Origin of the sequence: Pseudomonas sp. IT-93MI4, from assembly GCF_949767635.1 — a bacterium.
GTDB lineage: Bacteria > Pseudomonadota > Gammaproteobacteria > Pseudomonadales > Pseudomonadaceae > Aquipseudomonas > Aquipseudomonas putida_A.
This window is the reverse complement of the sequence record NZ_CATKPP010000008.1, coordinates 1-20087: the sequence shown is the minus strand read 5'-3', so window position 1 is coordinate 20087 and position 20087 is coordinate 1. Positions and strand designations below refer to the sequence as shown.

24 protein-coding genes and 1 tRNA gene are annotated in these 20087 nt (G+C 59.2%); 17 read left to right on the top strand and 8 right to left on the bottom strand.

Annotation, left to right across the window (positions count from 1 at the left end; translation table 11 throughout):
* Window positions 1-16: 16 nt before the first annotated feature.
* The 8 genes from ACM6I7_RS05895 to ACM6I7_RS05860 all read left to right on the top strand — a co-directional run bounded on the left by ACM6I7_RS05895 (window position 17) and on the right by ACM6I7_RS05860 (window position 6654).
* Window positions 17-547 carry a hypothetical protein gene (locus tag ACM6I7_RS05895; protein ID WP_414888135.1) on the top strand — a complete coding sequence of 177 codons (531 nt, stop codon included), beginning with the start codon at window positions 17-19 and terminating at the stop codon, window positions 545-547.
* Between the two features lie 71 nt (window positions 548-618).
* The gene (locus ACM6I7_RS05890; protein WP_007960694.1) at window positions 619-810 is read left to right on the top strand and encodes a PLDc N-terminal domain-containing protein; all 192 of its coding nucleotides are present in this window, start codon (window positions 619-621) and stop codon (window positions 808-810) included.
* Between the two features lie 238 nt (window positions 811-1048).
* The gene (gene speE, locus ACM6I7_RS05885; RefSeq protein WP_041068886.1) at window positions 1049-1924 is read left to right on the top strand and encodes a polyamine aminopropyltransferase; all 876 of its coding nucleotides are present in this window, start codon (window positions 1049-1051) and stop codon (window positions 1922-1924) included.
* A 289-nt stretch (window positions 1925-2213) separates the two neighbouring features.
* A complete protein-coding gene (locus ACM6I7_RS05880) occupies window positions 2214-2447 on the top strand; it encodes a hypothetical protein (RefSeq protein WP_007960696.1) in 234 nt (77 codons plus the stop codon).
* 212 nt (window positions 2448-2659) lie between these two features.
* On the top strand, window positions 2660-3007 hold the full coding sequence (locus tag ACM6I7_RS05875; protein ID WP_007960698.1) for a ribonuclease E inhibitor RraB: 348 nt from the start codon (window positions 2660-2662) through the stop codon (window positions 3005-3007).
* Window positions 3008-3481: 474 nt separating this feature from the next.
* Window positions 3482-4891 (top strand): circularly permuted type 2 ATP-grasp protein, encoded by a 1410-nt coding sequence (locus tag ACM6I7_RS05870; RefSeq protein ID WP_027613322.1) that lies wholly within the window; start codon window positions 3482-3484, stop codon window positions 4889-4891.
* A gap of 12 nt (window positions 4892-4903) precedes the next feature.
* Window positions 4904-5854 carry an alpha-E domain-containing protein gene (locus ACM6I7_RS05865; RefSeq protein ID WP_027613321.1) on the top strand — a complete coding sequence of 317 codons (951 nt, stop codon included), beginning with the start codon at window positions 4904-4906 and terminating at the stop codon, window positions 5852-5854.
* On the top strand, window positions 5851-6654 hold the full coding sequence (locus ACM6I7_RS05860; protein WP_027613320.1) for a transglutaminase family protein: 804 nt from the start codon (window positions 5851-5853) through the stop codon (window positions 6652-6654). The genes ACM6I7_RS05865 and ACM6I7_RS05860 overlap by 4 nt, the downstream gene beginning before the upstream one ends.
* Window positions 6655-6774: 120 nt before the next feature.
* On the opposite strand, the gene ACM6I7_RS05855 is transcribed toward ACM6I7_RS05860, so the two are convergent.
* Both ACM6I7_RS05855 and ACM6I7_RS05850 read right to left on the bottom strand, forming a co-directional pair.
* On the bottom strand, window positions 6775-7542 hold the full coding sequence (locus ACM6I7_RS05855; RefSeq protein WP_096797033.1) for a c-type cytochrome: 768 nt from the start codon (window positions 7540-7542) through the stop codon (window positions 6775-6777).
* A 383-nt stretch (window positions 7543-7925) separates the two neighbouring features.
* Window positions 7926-8120 carry a hypothetical protein gene (locus tag ACM6I7_RS05850; protein WP_414888134.1) on the bottom strand — a complete coding sequence of 65 codons (195 nt, stop codon included), beginning with the start codon at window positions 8118-8120 and terminating at the stop codon, window positions 7926-7928.
* A gap of 60 nt (window positions 8121-8180) precedes the next feature.
* Between ACM6I7_RS05850 and ACM6I7_RS05845 the strand changes: the two genes are divergently transcribed.
* From ACM6I7_RS05845 to ACM6I7_RS05835, 3 genes are all read left to right on the top strand, one after another.
* Complete coding sequence (locus tag ACM6I7_RS05845; protein WP_414888133.1) at window positions 8181-9386, top strand: acetyl-CoA C-acetyltransferase; 1206 nt, start codon at window positions 8181-8183, stop codon at window positions 9384-9386.
* Window positions 9387-9411: 25 nt separating this feature from the next.
* Window positions 9412-11556, top strand: coding sequence for a 3-hydroxyacyl-CoA dehydrogenase NAD-binding domain-containing protein (locus ACM6I7_RS05840; RefSeq protein WP_414888132.1), 2145 nt, complete (start codon window positions 9412-9414; stop codon window positions 11554-11556).
* 95 nt (window positions 11557-11651) lie between these two features.
* Window positions 11652-12374 (top strand): amidotransferase, encoded by a 723-nt coding sequence (locus ACM6I7_RS05835; protein ID WP_095139972.1) that lies wholly within the window; start codon window positions 11652-11654, stop codon window positions 12372-12374.
* A 99-nt stretch (window positions 12375-12473) separates the two neighbouring features.
* Here the strand turns inward: ACM6I7_RS05835 and ACM6I7_RS05830 are convergent, their stop codons facing one another.
* The 3 genes from ACM6I7_RS05830 to ACM6I7_RS05820 all read right to left on the bottom strand — a co-directional run bounded on the left by ACM6I7_RS05830 (window position 12474) and on the right by ACM6I7_RS05820 (window position 15207).
* A complete protein-coding gene (locus tag ACM6I7_RS05830; RefSeq protein WP_027613314.1) occupies window positions 12474-13445 on the bottom strand; it encodes a magnesium and cobalt transport protein CorA in 972 nt (323 codons plus the stop codon).
* Between the two features lie 132 nt (window positions 13446-13577).
* The gene (locus tag ACM6I7_RS05825) at window positions 13578-14300 is read right to left on the bottom strand and encodes a 1-acylglycerol-3-phosphate O-acyltransferase (protein WP_414888131.1); all 723 of its coding nucleotides are present in this window, start codon (window positions 14298-14300) and stop codon (window positions 13578-13580) included.
* A 217-nt stretch (window positions 14301-14517) separates the two neighbouring features.
* Window positions 14518-15207 (bottom strand): crotonase/enoyl-CoA hydratase family protein, encoded by a 690-nt coding sequence (locus ACM6I7_RS05820; protein ID WP_064586733.1) that lies wholly within the window; start codon window positions 15205-15207, stop codon window positions 14518-14520.
* Window positions 15208-15502: 295 nt separating this feature from the next.
* Between ACM6I7_RS05820 and ACM6I7_RS05815 the strand changes: the two genes are divergently transcribed.
* Window positions 15503-15592, top strand: a tRNA-Ser gene (locus tag ACM6I7_RS05815).
* A gap of 164 nt (window positions 15593-15756) precedes the next feature.
* The gene (locus ACM6I7_RS05810) at window positions 15757-16077 is read left to right on the top strand and encodes a YbjQ family protein (RefSeq protein WP_027613311.1); all 321 of its coding nucleotides are present in this window, start codon (window positions 15757-15759) and stop codon (window positions 16075-16077) included.
* A 66-nt stretch (window positions 16078-16143) separates the two neighbouring features.
* Here ACM6I7_RS05810 and ACM6I7_RS05805 read toward each other — a convergent pair whose 3' ends face one another.
* Window positions 16144-16422, bottom strand: a complete 279-nt coding sequence (locus ACM6I7_RS05805; protein ID WP_027613310.1) for a hypothetical protein — start codon at window positions 16420-16422, stop codon at window positions 16144-16146.
* Window positions 16423-16661: 239 nt separating this feature from the next.
* On the opposite strand from ACM6I7_RS05805, the gene ACM6I7_RS05800 reads away from it, so the two are divergent.
* From ACM6I7_RS05800 to ACM6I7_RS05785, 4 genes are all read left to right on the top strand, one after another.
* Window positions 16662-16850, top strand: coding sequence for a hypothetical protein (locus ACM6I7_RS05800; protein ID WP_414888130.1), 189 nt, complete (start codon window positions 16662-16664; stop codon window positions 16848-16850).
* Window positions 16851-17175: 325 nt separating this feature from the next.
* Window positions 17176-17544 (top strand): glycine zipper domain-containing protein, encoded by a 369-nt coding sequence (locus ACM6I7_RS05795; protein WP_007960728.1) that lies wholly within the window; start codon window positions 17176-17178, stop codon window positions 17542-17544.
* Window positions 17545-17678: 134 nt separating this feature from the next.
* Window positions 17679-18104 carry a YMGG-like glycine zipper-containing protein gene (locus tag ACM6I7_RS05790; RefSeq protein ID WP_027613308.1) on the top strand — a complete coding sequence of 142 codons (426 nt, stop codon included), beginning with the start codon at window positions 17679-17681 and terminating at the stop codon, window positions 18102-18104.
* 123 nt (window positions 18105-18227) lie between these two features.
* On the top strand, window positions 18228-18395 hold the full coding sequence (locus ACM6I7_RS05785) for a hypothetical protein (RefSeq protein ID WP_003223252.1): 168 nt from the start codon (window positions 18228-18230) through the stop codon (window positions 18393-18395).
* 75 nt (window positions 18396-18470) lie between these two features.
* On the opposite strand, the gene ACM6I7_RS05780 is transcribed toward ACM6I7_RS05785, so the two are convergent.
* Complete coding sequence (locus tag ACM6I7_RS05780) at window positions 18471-18899, bottom strand: DUF6896 domain-containing protein (protein ID WP_330207791.1); 429 nt, start codon at window positions 18897-18899, stop codon at window positions 18471-18473.
* Window positions 18896-20087 (bottom strand): RHS repeat-associated core domain-containing protein (locus ACM6I7_RS05775; RefSeq protein ID WP_414888129.1); only part of this gene is annotated, 1192 nt, incomplete at its 5' end. The genes ACM6I7_RS05780 and ACM6I7_RS05775, both read right to left, overlap by 4 nt.

The window sequence follows — 20087 nt, the reverse complement described above, 5'->3', positions numbered from 1 at the left end:
CACAGGATCCGCCCTCATGAAAGCCGCACTCGTCGAACTCATCAGCAAAATCAGCTCTGGCTGCATGGGCGAGGACGAGATCCTGAACGTGGCCGACGAAGCGGCGCAGGCCTACGCCGATGCCGACGCCTTTCTGGCAGCCAACCCAGACATCAACTACGACGAAACCTTCCCGATCCCGCTGGGCGAGTGGGTGGTGGTCGGCAGCCTGCCGGAAACCGTGCTGTTCCAGGCTGATACCTACGCTGACCTGTTCGCGCAGATCGTCGCCTCGTTCGGCCCGGGCGTCGATTTCAACCTCAAGCCCAAACAACTGGCCAAGACCGAAGCGCTGACTGCGCTCAATCGCATCCAGGTGCAGATGAGCAGCCTGAACAAGGAAAACGGCGGTTACACGCTGATGAACTTCAGCCAGTTGCTCGACGACGAGCTGCAAGTGGTGCTGGTCTACGGCAACGACGTGCCACGGGTGCTGGAGCTGTGCGCCGAAGTCGGCATCGCTGCTGCGCCTTCGCTGGAAGCGCTGAAAGTCGCCGTTCACGTCTGAACGCAATAAAAGGGAACCCTGCGCGCGACCGTCTATCCTAAAAGTGCATGCCACTATTCTGGAGCGACACCATGGGTTCCACGTTCAACGGTCTGATTGGCCTGATCATTCTCGCCCTCGATATCTGGGCGATCATCAACGTACTGAAAAGCGGCGCCGAGACCGGGATGAAAATCCTCTGGGTTCTGCTGATCATCCTCCTGCCAGTACTTGGCCTGATCATCTGGGCGATCGCCGGGCCACGGGGCAATGTGCGGGTCTGACCACAACTTTGAAAGCACCCCATAACTTGTGGGAGCTGGCTTGCCAGCGATAGCATCGCAGCGGTTTCACTGACAGACCGCGTTGACTGCATCGCTGGCAAGCCAGCTCCCACAAAGTTATGTGGTATGCCGATGAAGTGAGGTTCGACCTGTCATCTTCGGCAACGTAGAATGCGCGCCTTTCCCGGGCAATCGTCCCCCACGATTGGCGCCCGCGCATTCATCGGAGCACTTGACCATGACCGTCACCAAAACCAGCGAGTACCTGGAAACCCTCTACGAAGGCTACGGCCAGCGTTTTCGCATGGAAAAACTGCTGCACGAAGTGCGCACCGAACACCAGCACCTGGTGATTTTCCAGAACCCGCGCATGGGCCGGGTGATGGCGCTGGACGGCGTGATCCAGACCACCGAAGCCGATGAATTCATCTACCACGAAATGCTCACCCACGTGCCGATCCTCGCCCACGGCACTGCCAAACGCGTGCTGATCATCGGCGGCGGCGACGGCGGCATGCTGCGCGAAGTGACCAAGCACGCCAGCGTCGAGCACATCACCATGGTCGAGATCGACGGCACCGTGGTCGACATGTGCAAGGAATTCCTGCCGAACCACTCCAAGGGCGCCTACGACGACCCACGGCTGAACCTGGTGATCGACGACGGCATGCGTTTCGTCGCCACCACCACGGAAAAATTCGACGTGATCATCTCCGACTCCACCGACCCGATCGGCCCGGGCGAAGTGCTGTTCTCGGAGAACTTCTATCAGGCGTGCCACCGTTGCCTGAACGAAGGCGGGATCCTCGTGACCCAGAACGGCACGCCGTTCATGCAGATCGACGAAGTCAAAACCACTGCCGGTCGCCTGCGCAGCCTGTTCCCGGACTGGCACTTCTATCAGGCGGCCGTGCCGACCTACATCGGCGGTTCGATGACCTTCGCCTGGGGCTCGACCAACCCGGCCTACCGCAAACTGAGCCGTGAAACCCTGCAACAGCGCTTCATCGGCAGCGGCATCGTCACCCGCTACTACAACCCGGAAATCCACATCGGCGCATTCGCGCTGCCGCAGTACGTGTTGCAGGCGATCAACAAGCCGAGCAACGACTGACGCACTATTCCCGGATCGGTGATAGATCCCCTGTGGTGAGGGGATTTATCCCCGATCGGCTGCGCAGCAGTCGTAAAATCGGCAGACGCGTTGGAACTGACACTATGCGTTCGCTGAATTCAGGGACGCTTCGCGCCCATCGGGGATGAATCCCCTCGCCACACAAGCCTGTTTCCCCATCGGTTAATTTTTTTTCATGTTCGTCCGCTGCAATCCTTTTGAACGATCAATCTCGCCAAAAGTCGAGATAGATGTAAGCCCATTTGCGGGTTTGATCGAGGAGGCACCGATGCAAAAGTGGAAAGTCACTTTCGTGGACGATCATGGTGAAATTGTCGATGAGGTGTTCGAGCGCGCGGAATGCCCCAGCGATGACGAGGCTGCACGCCTGATCAAGGAACGGCTTCTGCCCGTGGCCGCCGAACTGGATCTGAACGATCTGGAAGGGCGCACCCCCGACGCCGGGGCGAAAAGCCTGAAAACCCAGAACAGCATCGAAATCCGCAGTATCACGCCAATCTGAAATTCTTCCTGTCACTTGAAGCACCAGGCCTTGGCAGCAGCTCTATCTTGGGGCTACTCTGCAAGCGAGATCAGCGAAACAATCGCTAAGGTCTGGTCTTGTCAGCTACATGCTTGTTTCCCGCGTGCAACCACGTTGCCGAAGTACTTTGGCCTGTAAGGCCCGGGGCGGGAATACGGAAAGTCTATCCATCTATCCGAGGGGGACGATTCATGAGCACAGCCTATCAAGAAGACATCAGCAGCAATGTTCTGCGCCGCATGAAAGAAGGCGGTTTCGACTTTTCCCGGTTCCATCCCATCGAGTTCTACGCCATTTTCCCGGATGAGGAGCGGGCGCGCAGGGCGGCAGGCAAATTTCGTGGTGAATCCATCAATGCCCAGGTCAGTGCGCGCGACGATGGCGCCTGGTCGCTGGAACTGAGCAAAGTGATGTACGCAACCTATGACGACATTGGCGATTTCGAGCAGGGCTTCTCTGCCGTGGTCGAGCCGCTGGGCGGCATCATCGAGGGCTGGGGCGTCAAGCAGGAGGTGCGTAACCGCCATCGTCTGAACTGATCTCTGGTTTCAGGTATTGAGCAACGGCTGACCTTCGGGTTGGCCGTTGTCGTTTCTGGCCGCCGAATAGCCCGTGGCAAAACCCTGAAACAAGAATCCCGGGCAAAAAAAAGCCACCGGAGAGGGCGGCTAAAGGGAAGACCGATAAGTAGAGGAAACCGGTCAGGGTTACGGCCTGCGGGGACTGCGCGGGCAGTCCGGATCAGTGGAGCTGAAACCTTCACCGGGGAAGTTTTCAGCGAATGCGCCGATTATCCGCAGCTCGGTGCGAGCGGTGAAATCAACTCTGACTATGCTGGTGATAGGCGATGCAATGCGTCGCAATGAAGCGGGGGCAATCCGGTTGGGGCCATTGCCGCACAGGAATGGTGCGGTGCTTGCGGCGTGATTATCCAACCGATTGAAATCAAAGCGTTTATGCCGATGGCACGGGCCTTGCGAAGGCCTGTAGGTCCGGGTGACAAGGAGTACGGCATGATCCGCACCTATTTTGATGAAATGTACGATGCCGGCGGCCAGGTCCGCCCGCATTACCGGGAGTTCGCCCGCTGGCTGGCCGACACGCCTGACGAGTTGCTGGCACAACGGCGACGCGAGGCCGATCTGCTGTTCCACCGGGCGGGGATCACGTTCACGCTCTATGGCGACGAGCAGGGCACCGAGCGCCTGATTCCGTTCGACACCATCCCGCGCAGCATTCCCGCCAGCGAGTGGCGGATCGTCGAGCGCGGCTGCATCCAGCGGGTCAAGGCGTTGAACATGTTCCTCGCCGACCTTTATCACGAGCAGCGCATCATCAAGGCCGGGATCATCCCCGCCGAACAGGTGCTGGCCAACGAGCAGTACCAGTTGGCGATGCAGGGCCTGGATCTGCACCGCGACATCTATTCGCACATCTCCGGCGTCGATCTGGTGCGCGACGGCGACGGCACTTACTACGTGCTCGAAGACAACCTGCGTACTCCGAGCGGCGTCAGCTACATGCTCGAAGACCGCAAAATGATGATGCGCCTGTTCCCGGAGCTGTTCGCCGCCCAGCGCATCGCGCCCATCGACCACTACCCGAATCTGTTGCTCGACACCCTGAAAAGCTCCAGCCCGATCGACGACCCGAGCGTGGTGGTGCTGACGCCGGGGCGCTTCAACAGTGCGTTCTTCGAACACGCTTTCCTGGCGCGGGAAATGGGCGTTGAACTGGTGGAGGGCGCCGACCTGTTCGTGCGTGACGACAAGGTGTACATGCGCACCACCGACGGGCCAAAAGCGGTGGACGTGATCTACCGCCGTCTCGACGACGCGTTCCTCGATCCGCTGGCATTCAATCCCGACTCGATGCTCGGTGTACCGGGGCTGCTGTCGTCCTATCGCTCGGGCAATGTAGTGCTGGCCAATGCTATTGGCACCGGCGTGGCGGATGACAAATCGGTGTATCCGTTTGTCACCGAGATGATCCGTTTCTACCTCGATGAAGAACCGATCCTGAAGAACGTGCCGACCTGGCAGTGCCGCAACCCCTCGGAACTTTCCCACGTACTGGCCAATCTTCCGGATCTGGTGGTCAAGGAGACCCAGGGCTCCGGCGGTTACGGAATGCTGGTGGGGCCGGCGTCAACCACGGCGCAGATCGATGCGTTCCGTGAGCGGATCAAGGCCAAGCCCCACGCGTACATTGCGCAGCCGACGCTGTCGCTGTCGACCTGTCCGACCTTTGTCGAAAACGGCATTGCGCCGCGTCATATCGACTTGCGTCCGTTTGTATTGTCTGGCCGCGAAACCCGGGTCGTGCCCGGCGGTTTGACCCGTGTCGCCCTGCGTGAAGGCTCCCTGGTGGTGAACTCCTCCCAGGGCGGCGGCACCAAGGACACCTGGGTGGTCGAGGATTGAAGGAAGCTTGCCATGTTAAGTAGAACTGCCTCGGATCTGTACTGGATGTCGCGTTACCTGGAGCGGGCGGAAAACCTCGCACGGATGCTCGATATCAGCTATTCGCTGTCGCTGATGCCGCAGGACGGTCGCGGCGACGGTTTGCACGAACTGGCCATGCCGCTGTTGATCACCGGCACCCTCGACGATTATCTGGAGCGTCACGGCGAACTGCATGCCGAACGCCTGCTGCACTTCTTCGCCCTGGACGCGGCCAACCCGGCGAGCATCTACAGCTGCCTCGGCGCAGCGCGAGCCAGTGCGCATGCGGTGCGCGGGCGCATCACCGCGGACATGTGGGAGAACATCAACGCTACCTGGCTGGAGATTCGCGGCATTGCCGAACAGGGCCTCAGTCGTTACGGCATGAGCCGTTTCTGCGAGTGGATCAAGGAGCGCTCGCACCTGTTCCGTGGCGCGTCCTACGGCACGATCATGCGCAACGATGCGTTCCGCTTCATTCGTCTGGGGACGTTCATCGAGCGTGCTGACAACACGCTGCGCCTGCTTGATGCGCGCTATGAAATGGCCGGCGATCAGGCCGAGGCCGTCAGTGACGGTACGGCGCACGCCTATTACCAGTGGAGTGCACTGTTGCGAGCGCTGTCATCGTTCGAGGCCTACACCGAGATCTACCGCGACGCCCCCGGCGCCCGGCATGTCGCCGAGCTGCTGCTGTTGCGCGCCGATGTGCCGCGCTCACTGCGCGCCTGCACCGAGGAAATCGACCAGATCCTCGCCCAGTTGCCCGGCGCCAATGGCCGTCCGGCACAACGCCTTGCTGCCGAAATGGACGCGCGTCTGCGCTACACCGGTATCAACGAAATCCTCGCCGAAGGCTTGCACGCCTGGCTCACCGAATTCATCCCGCTGGTGCGCCAGTTGGGCAACGCGATTCACAGTTCATACCTGGAGGCTGCATGAGACTTTCCATAAGCCACGAGACCACCTATCACTATGAAGATCAGGTGCGGGCGAGCATCCAGTATCTGCGCCTGACCCCGCACGACAGCGAGCGTCAGCACGTGTTGAGCTGGCAGCTCGACCTGCCGCGTCCGGTGCGCGCCCAGCTCGATCCGTTCGGCAACATCCTGCATGTGCTGACCATGGACGAGCCGCACGAAGCGATCATTATCGGCGCCCGTGGCCAGGTCGATATCGACGAATTGCGCGAGGCTGAGCATGAGAGCCAGTCGGCGCTGCCGTTCCTGCGTTTCACCCGGCTGACCGAGGCCGACGAAGCGCTACGGGCGTTTGCCGACAAATCCTGCAAACAGCGGCGCGATCGCACTGCGCTGATCGACCTGATGCATGGTTTGAACCAGCACATCAGCTACACGCCGGGTTCGACTGAAGTCGACACCAGCGCCGCCGAAGCCTTTGCCGGGCGCGCCGGGGTTTGCCAGGATCACACCCATGCCTTTCTCGCCTGTGCACGCAGCCTGGGGATTCCGTCGCGTTATGTGTCGGGTTATCTGTACAGCGAGGACGCCGAGCACCTGGCCAGTCACGCCTGGGCCGAAGCGTGGCTGGATGACGCCTGGTACAGCTTTGACGTGACCAACCAGTTGGCCCGCCCGGAGAGGCACCTGAAACTGGCGGTGGGCCTGGATTATCTGGATGCCTGCCCGGTGCGCGGCATGCGTCGGGGCGGTGGTTGTGAGCAGATGCATGCGAAGGTGTTCGTGTCGCCGACGCCGGTTATCTCCGTGCAACAACAGTAATTTGCTTCACACAAAACCCTGTAGGAGCGAGCCTGCTCGCGAAAGCGGTTTATCAGTCAGCAATGTGGTGTCTGAAACTCCGCTTTCGCGAGCAGGCTCGCTCCCACATGGGGAGTTGCATCAGGGCTTAACCTTGCGCCCAGCCATGTGTTGCAAATAGCCGATCAACAACTGCAAATCCCTCTCCGGCAACACCTCTGCCGAAAACCCCGGCATCTTCGCCTGCGGCCACTGGCGCAAACTCTGCGGATCGCGAATGTAGCGCTTGAGAAAATCCGCGCCGAAATACTCGGTCGGGTTGTACGGAATATTCAAGTCCGGCCCGAACTGCGCATCCCCCGCACCGTTCAACCGGTGGCAGGCCAGGCAGTTCTTCTGGAACAGCGCAAAACCCTGATTCACCGGGTCATCCGCTTTCAGCTTGGGATCCGGTAACAGCGCCGGGAAGCGCTCGGCCACCGGCGCCATGCGCTTGATGCTCGCCACCTGGAACGGCCATTGCTCCGGGCTGATGTTGCCGGCCTGCGGGTCAGTCCACACCAGATAGAACGGCCCGGCGCTGTGTTTGCCCTCGGACAGCGGCGGCCACGGCTGCGTCGGGTCCTCGATCGCCAGCCAGGCCTGCGCGCCTTTGCTGTTGAGCAACGGCGCAGCGGCCAGTTCGGCGGCAAACCCGTCCAGCGCCACCGCTTGCAGGTGATCGGCCGGTTTGATCCCGGTGAGCAGCGCCGCCACGGGCACGGCGCGATAAGTCATGTCTTTCTTGTAGGACACATCGTTCTTGATGGTCAGAGTTTGTGCTTGCGGATGCTTGAGCAACTCTTCGGTCTGCCAGGTGCGACTGTTCGCGCCCAGCTCCAGCGTGAGCTGCGCCGCAGACAAGGGCATGCTCAGCAGCAAGGCCCAGAACACAATGAGCGTTTTCAAATGATCGCCGTCCCTGTCGTGGAAGTGCGCAAAGGTTCGCACAGCCACGCTGGCCCGGGTAGCGGGCCAGTCACATTTTGTCTGGCGATAACGGACGCCTGCCGCTTGAGTCAGCCAATCACCTTGGTCAGATTGGGCAAAATCAACAGCAGCGTGGTGGCGAAAAGAATGAGTCCTGCTTGACGAACTTTCGGTTGTTTGAACATGGCTTGGCCGCCTTTATTGTTATTTCCTGATGTTTGCCTGCATATCCATGACGGCAAACGCTGCACTTCCTGTTGAAGAACGTCGGCCCCGGCAAAACCCGACGACCCTGACGTACATTTACTACCTTAGAGCCCGCGTCACGCTTGGCTTAGATCCATTTCATATGTATTTGCTGCCGTTTGCGATAAAAACAGCATGAGGCTTATTGCCAGCTTCTTCGCCGCCCGCTGGCTAGACAACTCGCTGACCTGAACCGGTTCACCTGAGGATGGATGACCGTCCGTCTGAGCGTGCACGTCAACGTCATTGAGCGCTGTGGTCATTGAATCCATGCGCGCTCGGGACAACAGTGACACTACGAAATTCACTCACCGCACAGGTTCGAGGACGTCATGACCCAAGCTTTGATTTTCGATGCGTTACGCACGCCCCGCGGCAAAGGCAAGGCCGATGGCGCGCTGCACAGCGTCAAACCGGTGAATCTGGTCGCCGGGTTGTTGACCGCGCTGCAAAGCCGCACTGCGCTGGACACCAGCCAGGTCGATGACGTGGTGCTCGGCTGCGTCACGCCGATTGGTGATCAGGGCTCGGACATTGCCAAGACTGCGGTGCAGGTGGCGGATTGGGACGTTAGCGTCGCCGGCGTGCAGATCAACCGTTTTTGCGCCTCGGGCCTGGAAGCGGTCAACCTCGGCGCGATGAAGGTGCGCTCGGGCTTCGAAGACCTGGTGGTGGTCGGTGGCGTCGAGTCGATGTCGCGGGTGCCGATGGGCAGCGACGGCGGCGCCTGGGCACTGGATCCGCAAACCAATCTGCACAGCCACTTCATCCCGCAGGGCGTTGGCGCGGACCTGATCGCCACCCTTGAAGGCTTCAGCCGTGAGGACGTCGATGCCTACGCGTTGCACTCGCAGCAAAAAGCCGCACGGGCGCGGGCCGACGGTTCGTTCAACAAGTCGCTGGTGCCGGTGCAGGATCAGAACGGCATCATCCTGCTCGACCACGATGAATTCATTCGCGCCGAATCGACGATGGAAGGCCTCGGCAAACTCAAGCCAAGTTTCGAAATGATCGGCCAAATGGGGTTTGATGCCACCGCGCTGCGGGTTTACAGCCACGTCGAGCGGATCAACCACGTGCATACGCCGGGCAACAGCTCCGGGATCGTTGACGGTGCGGCGCTGATGTTGATCGGCTCCGAAGCCAAGGGTCGTGCGCTCGGCCTGCAACCACGGGCCCGGATCGTCGCCACGGCGGTCACCAGCACTGACCCGACCATCATGCTCACCGGCCCCGCACCGGCCACCCGCAAGGCCTTGGCCAAGGCGGGTTTGCGCGTGGAAGACATCGACCTGTTCGAGGTCAATGAGGCATTTGCCTCGGTGGTGCTCAAGTTTATCAAGGACATGGCGGTGGACCCGGACAAGGTCAACGTCAACGGCGGCTCGATCGCCATGGGCCATCCGCTGGGCGCCACCGGTTGCGCGATCCTCGGCACTTTGCTCGATGAACTGGAAACCCGGCGCCTGCGCTACGGCCTGGCGACGCTGTGCGTCGGCGGCGGCATGGGCATTGCCACCATCATCGAACGCCTCTGAGCCCCGAATTCAAGGAAACCTTGTTATGAGCGAAGCCATTCGTTACGAAAAAGGCCAGGACGGCATCGTCGTTTTGACCATCGACATGCCGGGCCAGAGCGCCAACACCATGAACGCCGTGTACCGCGATGCCATGGGCGCCTGCGTTGCGCGGCTGGTGGCGGAAAAAGACAGCATCGCCGGGGTGATCATCACCTCGGCGAAGAAAACCTTCTTTGCCGGCGGCGACCTCAATGAGCTGATCAAGGTCGGCAAACCCGAGGCCAAAGTCTTCTATGACATGGTGCTGAACCTCAAAGCGCAATTGCGCACTCTGGAAACCCTCGGCAAACCGGTGGTTGCGGCGATCAACGGCGCGGCGCTTGGCGGTGGCTGGGAAATCTGTCTGGCCTGCCATCACCGGGTGGCGCTGGACGATGCGGCGGTGCAACTCGGTCTGCCTGAAGTGACGCTGGGCCTGCTGCCGGGCGGCGGCGGGGTGGTGCGCATGGTGCGTATGCTCGGCATCGAAAAAGCCTTGCCGTACTTGCTCGAAGGCAAAAAGGTGCGCCCGCAACAGGCATTGCAGGCCGGTCTGATCGATGAACTGGCGGCGGATCGTGACGAGTTGCTGGCCAAGGCGCGCGCCTGGATTGTCGCCAACCCGAGTGCGGTGCAGCGTTGGGACGTGAAGGGTTATCAGATCCCCGGCGGCACACCGTCGAATCCGAAAGTCGCGCAGATGCTGGCGATAGCGCCGTCGATCCTGCGCAGCAAGACTCAGGGCACGCTGCCGGCGCCAGAGAGGATTCTGTGTGCGGCGGTGGAAGGCGCGCAGGTCGATTTTGACACCGCGCACCTGATCGAAACCCGTTACTTCACCGAGCTGACCACCGGGCAGATCTCGAAAAACCTGATCGGCACCTTTTGGTTCCAGCTCAACGAGATCAACGCCGGCGGTTCGCGGCCGCAGGGTTTTGCGCCATATGTCACGCGCAAGGTCGGTGTGCTCGGTGCGGGCATGATGGGCGCCGGGATCGCCTTCGTCAGTGCCTCGGCTGGCATCGATGTGGTGCTCAAGGACATCAACCTGGCGGCGGCCGAGAAGGGCAAGGCCCATTCGGCGGCGCTGCTGGACAAGAAAGTCGCCCGTGGCCAGATGACGGCCGAAAAGCGCGAAGCGGTGCTGGCGCGGATTCACATCACTGAAAATGATGCGGATCTGGCGGGTTGTGATCTGATCATCGAGGCGGTGTTCGAGGATCGCGAACTCAAGGCCAAGGTCTCGTCGGCAGCGCAAAAGATTGTCGGTGCTGACGCGGTGATTGCCTCCAACACTTCGACCTTGCCGATCACCGGGCTGGCGACCGCAGTACCCGATCAGAGTAAGTTCATCGGTCTGCACTTCTTCAGCCCGGTGGACAAAATGCCGCTGGTGGAAATCATCAAAGGTGCGCAGACCAGTGCTGAAACCCTGGCGCGCGGTTTCGACTTCGTCCTGCAAATCAAGAAAACCCCGATCGTGGTCAATGACAGTCGCGGCTTCTTTACCTCGCGGGTGTTTGGCACCTTCACCAATGAAGGCATCGCCATGCTCGGCGAGGGCGTGAGCGCGCCGATGATCGAGACCGAAGCGCGCAAGGCCGGGATGCCGGTCGGGCCGCTGGCGATCTCCGACGAAGTTTCCCTCAGCCTGATGAGCCATATCCGTCAGCAAACGGCCAAAGACCTGCAAGCGGAAGGGAAACCGCTGATAGAACACCCGGCCTTCGCCGTGATTGACTTGCTGCTCAACGAATACAAGCGCCCGGGCAAAGCCGCTGGCGGTGGTTTCTACGATTACCCGGCGGGTGGTCAGAAACATCTGTGGCCGGAGTTGAGGACGCGCTTCGAGCAGGCCGACGGGCAGATTTCGCCGAAGGATGTGCGTGATCGTCTGCTGTTCGTGCAGGCCCTGGAAACCGTGCGCTGTGTGGAGGAGGGGGTGCTGACCTCGACGGCGGATGCCAACGTCGGCTCGATCTTCGGCATCGGTTTTGCGCCGTGGACCGGCGGCGCCTTGCAATTCATCAATCAGTACGGGGTGCAGGACTTCGTCGCACGCGCGCAGTATCTGGCCGAGCAGTACGGCGAGCGCTTTGCGCCACCGGCGCTGCTGCTGGAAAAAGCCGCGAAAGGCGAGCTGTTTTAAGTGAGCGGCTGAACGCTGCGGGGCTTGCCTTGCCGGGGTGTTTCAAGGCAGGCTCCGGGGTGTTCATTATTCCCATCACGTGTCAGGTATTTTTTATGTCGCTACGCATCTGCATTCTGGAAACCGACATCCTGCGTCCGGAACTGGTCGATCAATATCAGGGTTACGGGCAGATGTTTCAGCGCCTGTTCTCGCAGCAACCGATTGCCGCCGAGTTCACCGTGTACAACGTGATGCAGGGCGAATACCCCAGCGACGACCTGACCTTCGATGCGTACCTGATCACCGGCAGCAAGGCCGATTCGTTCGGCACTGACCCGTGGATCCAGACCCTCAAGCAATACCTACTGACCCGCTACGAGCGTGGCGACAAGCTGCTCGGCGTGTGCTTCGGCCATCAATTGCTGGCGCTGTTGCTCGGTGGCAAGAGCGAGCGCGCCAGCCAGGGCTGGGGCGTCGGCACCCACAACTACAAACTCGCGGCCAAGGCGCCGTGGATGAGCCCGGTGCGTGAAGAGCTGACGCTGCTGATCAGCCACCAGGATCAGGTCACGGCGCTGCCGGAAAACGCCACGGTTATTGCTTCCAGCGATTTCTGCCCGTTTGCCGCGTACCACATCAACGATCAGGTGCTGTGCTTCCAGGGGCACCCGGAATTCATTCACGACTATTCGCGGGCGCTGCTGGATCTGCGCCAGGAAGCGCTGGGTTCGCAGATCTACTCGAAAGGCGTGGCCAGCCTCGAGCAGGAGCACCATGGCACCACGGTGGCAGAGTGGATGATGCGCTTTGTGGCGCACAAGCCAGAAGCTGCTTAATAGCAGATCAAAAGATCGCAGCCTGCGGCAGCTCCTACATTGGGATGGCGTACACCCTGTAGGAGCTGCCGCAGGCTGCGATCATTTGCTTTTGCTTCCCTATAACCACCCCGACCTCTTGAAACTCGCCCACAAACTTACACACCCCACCGTAATAAACCCCAACACAGCGAAATAGCCGTAGTGCCAGCTCAGCTCCGGCATGTTCTGGAAGTTCATCCCGTAAATCCCAGCCACCGCCGTCGGGAACGCCAGAATCGCCGCCCACGCGGCAAACTTGCGTTGCACCACACTCTGCCGTGACGCCTCGAGCAGCACGCCGATTTCGATGGTCTGGCTGGCGATATCCGCCAGCGTAGTCAGGTCTTCCATCTGCCGCGTGACGTGAATCTGCACATCGCGGAAGTACGGGCGCATGTTCTTGTCGATGAACGGGAAGCTCAGCTTCTGCAGCTCCTCGCCAATCTCCACCATCGGCGCTGCATAGCGGCGCAGGCGCAAAACGTCGCGGCGCAGACCGTGGAGTTTCTGAATGTCATGCTCGTTCAACGCACTGCACAGCACGTTGCGCTCCAGTTCATCGATCTCGGCATGAATCGCTTCGCCCACCGGCTGGTAGTTTTCGATGACGAAATCCAGCAGCGCATACAGGACGAAATCTTCGCCGTGCTCCAGCAGCAGCGGCCGCGCCTCACAACGTTGGCGGACATGCGCGTAGGACGCCGAGTGGCCGTTGCGGGCGGTGATGATGTAGCCCTTGCCGGCGAAGATGTGTGTTTCGATGAACTGCAAGATCCCATGTTCGCGGATCGGCGAGTAGGTGACGATAAACAAGGCGTCACCAAAGGTTTCCAGCTTCGGCCGGCTGTGTTTTTCCAGGGCGTCTTCGATGGCCAGTTCGTGCAGGTTGAACTGGCGCTGCAGATTGGCCAGCTCCTGAGCGTCCGGCTCTTCCAGGCCGATCCAGACAAAATGTCCGGTTTTTGCGGCCCAGGCGGCGCCTTCGTCAAGCGTGATATTGGTGACTTTCTTACCGGCGCTGTAAACCGCAGCAGCAACAACTCGACCCATGGTGGTGGTTCACTTCTTCTTGGCAGATGGCAGGGAATACAAGGCTTCAGCTTAGCTGTGTCGCTGCTTGAGAGTCAGTGAAATCTGTACAGTTCACCCGGCAAAAGAAAACCCGCACAAGGCGGGTTTTTTTCACACAGCTCGCAGCTGCTGATCCATCGCGGCGATGCATTCGCGCATCTGCTCGCGGCACTGGGACATAAGCATGGGCATATCATCCATGGTCAGCCCGGCTGTAGGAATCGCCGGCAGCGAGCGTATGAGAATGTTACCGCTGCGCCAGCGGTTCAGGCGCATGTGCTTGATGTAGCTGCTGACGCACACCGGCACGATCGGCACACCGGCGGCGATCGCCATCTGGAACGCGCCTTTCTTGAACGGCAGCAGTTCTTCACCGAGGTTGCGCGTGCCCTCCGGGAATACCCAGATCGACGTGTCTTCGTGCTGCAAGGTGTGGGTGGTGGTGAGCATCGACTTGCGCGCCTTGTGCGCGTTCCCGCGATCGATCAACACGTTGCCCGCGAGCCAGAACAGTTGCCCGAACAGCGGCACCCATTTCAGGCTTTTCTTGCCGATGCACACGGTCCGCCGGGGCACCACGTTGCCGAACACGAACAGGTCGTAGTTGGACTGATGGTTGGCGACAATCACGCAACTGTCTGGCTTGTTCATCAACGGGCCGACGTCGGCTTTTACCCGCAAGCGCAGAATGCACATGGCCGGAAGCGCGTAGAGGCGGGCGCACAGTCGGCTGTTGTCCGGATTGAACGGCCGGCACATCCCGAGGATCACCCCCAACACGCCGGCCAGAATAAAGTGCAGGCCCATCAATAACATACGAAACACAAACAGCATTTTCAGGCCCCACCGGGACAAAAGGTGGCGCAGTGTACGGATGTGCACTGTTTTCGGCAATTGCTGCTATAGAGTCCGGAGATAGGCGATGTTTAAGCGCATGTTTCCAAGTTGATCGTCAGACGTGTCCTAGAGCTGTCGGCGGATGATCAACCGAACGCGCAAGAAAAAGCCCGACATGACGGTCGGGCTTTTCTTCGGCTCGGGAAGCGTGGGCTTAGCCCAGATGTTCCTGATCCTGGATGATCGCGTTGTCGAGGGCTTCGAGCAGCGCCTTGCGCACTTTGAGCTTGGTGTTCTTGTGCGCGTTCATGTTGATCTTCTTCAACTGACGCGCCGCGGCCAGGGCTGCGCCTTGCAGCTCTTCGGCAGCCACCACCTTGTCGAGGAAGCCGGCATCCACCGCGCTTTTCGGATCAAACATTTCGCCGTTGATCACCGAACGGTGGAACGCCGAACGACGCAGACGATCACGCGCCAGCTCGATGCCGGCGTGGTGCATGGTCATGCCGATTTGCACTTCGTTCAGACCGATGCTGAACGGGCCGTCGACACCGATGCGGTAGTCGGCGGACAGCAGCAGGAATGCACCTTTGGCCACGGCGTGGCCTGGGCAGGCAACGATCACCGGAAACGGGTGGGACAGCAGGCGACGGGCGAGTGTCGAACCCGCAGTCACCAGCGCCACGGCTTCTTTAGGCCCGGCGGTCATCACCTTCAAGTCATAGCCGCCCGACAGAATCCCCGGCTGACCGGTAATGATCACGATGGCACGATCAGTCTTCGCCTGATCCAGCGCCGCGTTGAACGCCGCAATCACGTCCGGGGAAATGGCATTGACCTTGCCGTTGTTCAGGGTCAGGGTCGCGATACCGTCTTCGAGGTGGTAGGCAATCAACTCACTCATGACGCTATTCCTTGTAAGAAAGATGGGCAGACGTTACCCACCGCCGTAGGCCAGGTAAAGCACTGTGACTGACTCGCCGGTCACCGTTTCCGGCTGCGCCCGGCGTAGCACACCGTTCTGCTTCTATATAGAAGGGCGGCCGTCACCAGAGATTGGCCGGTTTGCCATCGCCCAAGGTGGGGCGAAACGCCTTTTTGTCTTAACCGCATGAAAATTCTGAAAAAAAGTTTGCCATCAGAAAAGCTTTCGACTACATTAGCGCGCCTCGACAGACAGAACATGTTTGAAGAGATACGGTGAAGTGTCCGAGTGGCTTAAGGAGCACGCCTGGAAAGTGTGTATACAGGAAACTGTATCGAGAGTTCGAATCTCTCCTTCACCGCCACATTCAATACGCAAAACCCCTGATTTCGAAAGAGATCAGGGGTTTTGTGGTTTCTGGCGTCTGGATTTTAATCCGCTACGCCTGTCATGCGTGCAAGTGCTCAGCCTGATTTGCCATAGCGCATTACAATCGTCGCTTTATCCGTAGAAAAAAGGACTGTTCCCATGATCATCTCCACCACCCACGCCATCGAAGGCCGACAGATCACCGCGTACCTGGACATTGTCAGCGCGGAGTCGGTGCAGGGCGTCAACGTGATCCGTGACATGTTTGCCGGCATGCGCGATTTTTTTGGTGGGCGCTCGCAGACGCTGGAGCGTGCGTTGAAAGAGGCGCGGGTTCAGGCGACGGACGAGATCAAGGAACGGGCGCGGGCGTTGCAGGCGGATGCGGTGGTCGGGCTGGATTTCGAGATCAGCATGCCGGCGGGCAAGGGTGGCATGGTTGTGGTGTTCGCGACGGGTACGGCGGTCAAATTGCGTTGATGCAGTCGCGGTGTTCAAGCGAGCCCATTCAGATGATGAATGGGCTTTTTGCTTTTCTGCTTTCGATCAGCCCTGTGGCTTGAGGATGACAAGCCCGTGGGCGTCATAGGTCAGGGGCGTATCGATTGCGACCATCGGCGGGGTGCCGGTGGAGGGCGTCGGATCGGCCGGCTGACTCGGGTGGTAGATAACGCCGGGAGTCAGAACCGGTTTGTCCGGGTAGGTGATGGTGATGTCGCCTGAAGCGAGCTTTTCCTTGAATTTTTCACCGGCGGCTTTGCCGGCAGCGATTTGTTCGTCCGTGAGTTTTACGACCGGCATTTCCGGGAATCCGTTGATTTTCATGTTCTCTCCTTGAGATTCATTTGTATGAAAAAGGGCAACGGCCTGTGGGCGGGAATCTTTAGCGTTGTGAGATCAACGGTTGGTTCGGATGTTGAGCAGGTGTAGGCCATTCGTCGGGCATCGTTCGAACTGAACCACAAGTCCGGTAATGACCGGCTAGTCTCAAAAGCCTTGGAGGTCGATATTTTTTCAGGCAAAAGGGCTTTGCCGGTGTCGATCTATTGCAAAGGGGAGAGGCTATGACTGATCCGTATATCGAAGACGATGGAGCCGAATTTTCATTCAACAACTGTGTCCGTTGCGGCCAGACGGAGTACCAATCGGGCTTTGGCGAGGATCCGGTGCAGACCGGCAAGATCAAGTCCACGGCACCCAAGGGGCCGAAAGCCAAATTCCTTCCAAAGGTCTCGGTCCGCTCAAGAAAATAAAGTGAGACCGAACGACCCCGTCTATGAACGGGGTTTTTTATGCCTGCTGTTTATGAAAAGGAAATCTCCTACAAACTCTTGGCCCGGTTTGGTGTTTTTCACAAACTTTTCACGTCCACGGTCGTAGGGTGAAGCCATCCGTTAGAAAGCAAGTCTCCAGCCCGTCTCCCCAGCGGGCTTTTTTTTGCCTGCGATAAAACCTTTGGCGAAATCGCTGTCCAATCGGCGCCAAGTGCGCGGCGGCAGCTGATTTGTCTGGACTTCAGCGCGTCGGCAGCTTTCAATCTCGGCCCCTTTTGATCTCCCTATTTTTGAGGTTTTCGTCATGCGTCTAACATTGCCTGCTCTGGTTCTGGGGCTTCTCGTTGCTCAAGGTGCGGTCGCCGGTGAAGGCACTGCTGCACTCGGCGGCGGTCTGGGTGGCGCGCTGGGTAACGTGGTCGGCCAGAAGATGGGCGGCAGCACGGGCGCAGCGATTGGTGCCGGTGTTGCAGGCGCGGCCGGCAGTGCGATGGCAGCCGGCAAGGGCAGCCGCACCAAAGCGGCCATTGGTGGTGGTGTTGGCGCGGCCGGTGGTTCGGTGATCGGCAACAGCCTGGGCGGCCGGAATGGTGCAACCATTGGCGCCGGTCTTGGTGGCGCTGCCGGTGGTGCCGTCGGCGCTAACCTGTCCAAAGGTCACAAGCGTCACTGATAGCGAACGTTTGTCAGAAAAAGCCCGGCTCGATGTCGGGCTTTTTCATGGCTGAACGTTTTCTCGAAAAATGTCTCCAATCTGACATAGGCCCTATGGGCATACCCTCCCGATTCGGGAACTGTGAGGTTCAAATGCGCTTGTCATTGTCTGCACTGTTTTTCGGATTATTCATCGCTCAAGGTGCGATGGCCGCCGGAGATGGCAGCGCCGCCGTGGGTGGCGGTTTGGGCGGTGTACTCGGTAACGTGGTCGGTGGCCAGCTCGGTGGCAGCACCGGTGCCGCGGTTGGCGCAGGCGTCGGTGGCGCGGCGGGCAGCGCGGTTGGGGCGAATAAACACAATCGCACCGAAGCCGCCATTGGTGGTGGCCTCGGCGCTGCCGGCGGCTCGGTGGTCGGCAACAGCCTGGGCGGCTCCACCGGTTCGGCCATTGGTGCCGGTTTGGGCGGCGCAGCGGGTGGTGCGGTGGGCAACAACCTGGGTGACGACGGTGGTAGAGCTCATTCCGGTGGTGGTCACAAGCACAACAAGTACAAACACAAAAACCGCCATCACTGATTGAGTATTCGAAAACAAACCCGGCCTGGCGCCGGGTTTTTCGTTTCTGGCGGTCGGACACTGGAACGATTGGCTGTAAGGCTTTTCGAACGTTATACAACCCACCAGACGTAGAGGTTTGCCATGACGCCCGAAACCGAAGGCAAGGAAGAAAAAGGCCCGAGTGGTCTGCCGTTTATCAATGATCCGGGGAACGAGGATCCGGGGTCGCTGATGGATGATGCGACGGTGCCGTTGAATGATGCGGATGAGGCAGATATGGAGTATGAGGAGGATGAGGATGAGCAGTGAGGGGGAGTAAGGTGGATTGAAAATTTGGATTTGTTTTTAAGGGCCTGAGTGAACAGGCCCTTTTCGTGGTCATGTTTAATCGGTTTCTTTTGAGTCAGCCCATACATACAGGTTACTGAAGGCTGACATTTTTTTGATTTTTTTTAAATTAAGATATTCTTCCAGTTCTTTTTTAATGATTTTTTCATCGCAATATTTCCTATGTTTAGATGGTCTTTCGCGGGCAAAATTGTATAGGCGCCAAGTATCAAACCCATTAATTTCACCGTTTGGGCCATAGTCAAAATCTACGCTTCCTGTCGATAGATTGATGCGGCAGCCAACACCATGCAATTCATATTTAACGCCTCGAGTGACTCTTCCTCGTCGCTTTATTATCTTGGTGTACCAGAGCCGTCGAATGTCACGAGTGCCAAATTTGCGCTCAAATATCAGCGTGCTGGACTCTACCATGGAGATAAAGTCATTTATCAGGATGTCCAAAGCTTCATTTTGATCGCTCATCTTCTTCTCCGGTGCTCCAACCTGTCCAGGCCCACATTGTTTGCTGATTCCAATACATCTTCAATACTTCGTAGAGCTCCGTTATACGTTTTTAGATCTGTTATGAGTTTGATTGTCACATTGGTCGAAGTTTGTCGTGCAGCTGCTGCGCGATGGTGTCCGTCCAAGATATATAGGTTGCCGTCATGTTCTATTACGGTGATGGGATCGGTTGGGTCGTATCCGTTGCGCATTTTATTTTTATAATCCTCGACTGTCCTGGTTGAGGTTTTTCCCTCTATTGTATGTACACGCTTCAAAGTTTTCGGATCTATATTGTGAGCAATGGTCGGTAGTTTCGGCTCACCCTCGTCAACCTTAGCCCCGCCAATCCCACCCGGCACCTCACAGCCTGGCCTGTTCGGCGGCGGACAGTTCGACGTCAACCCCAACGGATCCACCCACCCCGTCGGATTCGGCACGTACCGGTACTGATTCAACCCACCCGCCAACTTGATGGGATCCGGCGTCAAATACCGTCCCAACCTCGGGTCGTAATACCGATGCCGGTTGTAATGCAGCCCACTCTCCGCATCGAAATACTGCCCCTGAAAGCGCAGCGGCTGGTCCAGGTAGTCCTCGCCGGCCAGGGTGATCGCCGCGACTTTGCCGTAGGCGTCGTATTGCGCCGACCAGACGATTTCGCCGCTGTAGTCGGTGAGTTCCTGCGGGGTGCCGAGGTGGTCGAGTTGGTAGTAGAACGGGCAAGCCTTTTTCGGGCCTTTGCCGTCGAGCAGTGCCAGCGGGCGGAAGGTGCCGGGTTCGTAGACGTAGCTGCGGTGGTGGGTTTTGCTGCTTTCGGCGACGAGGTGGTCGCCTTGCCAGAAGAACTCGGTGGTCTGGCCGTCGACGGTTTTGCGGATGCGTCGGCCGAAGGCGTCGTATTGGTAGGTCGCGGTTTGGCCGTCGGCGCGGGTCAGGCCGATCAGGCGGTGCTGGCAGTCGTAGCGGTATTCGGTGACGAGTTGCTGGTCGCGGCCACGGCGTTCGCGGATCAGGTTGCCGAAGGCGTCGTAGTCGTAATGGCGATCGCCCTGCATCAGCAGGCGGTTGCCCTTGATCCGGGTCGGCCCGGGACGATCCTGCATCAGCAGGTTGCCGGCCGGGTCGTGGGCGAAGGATTCCGGCAGTTCGTCGCGCGAGTGGCGC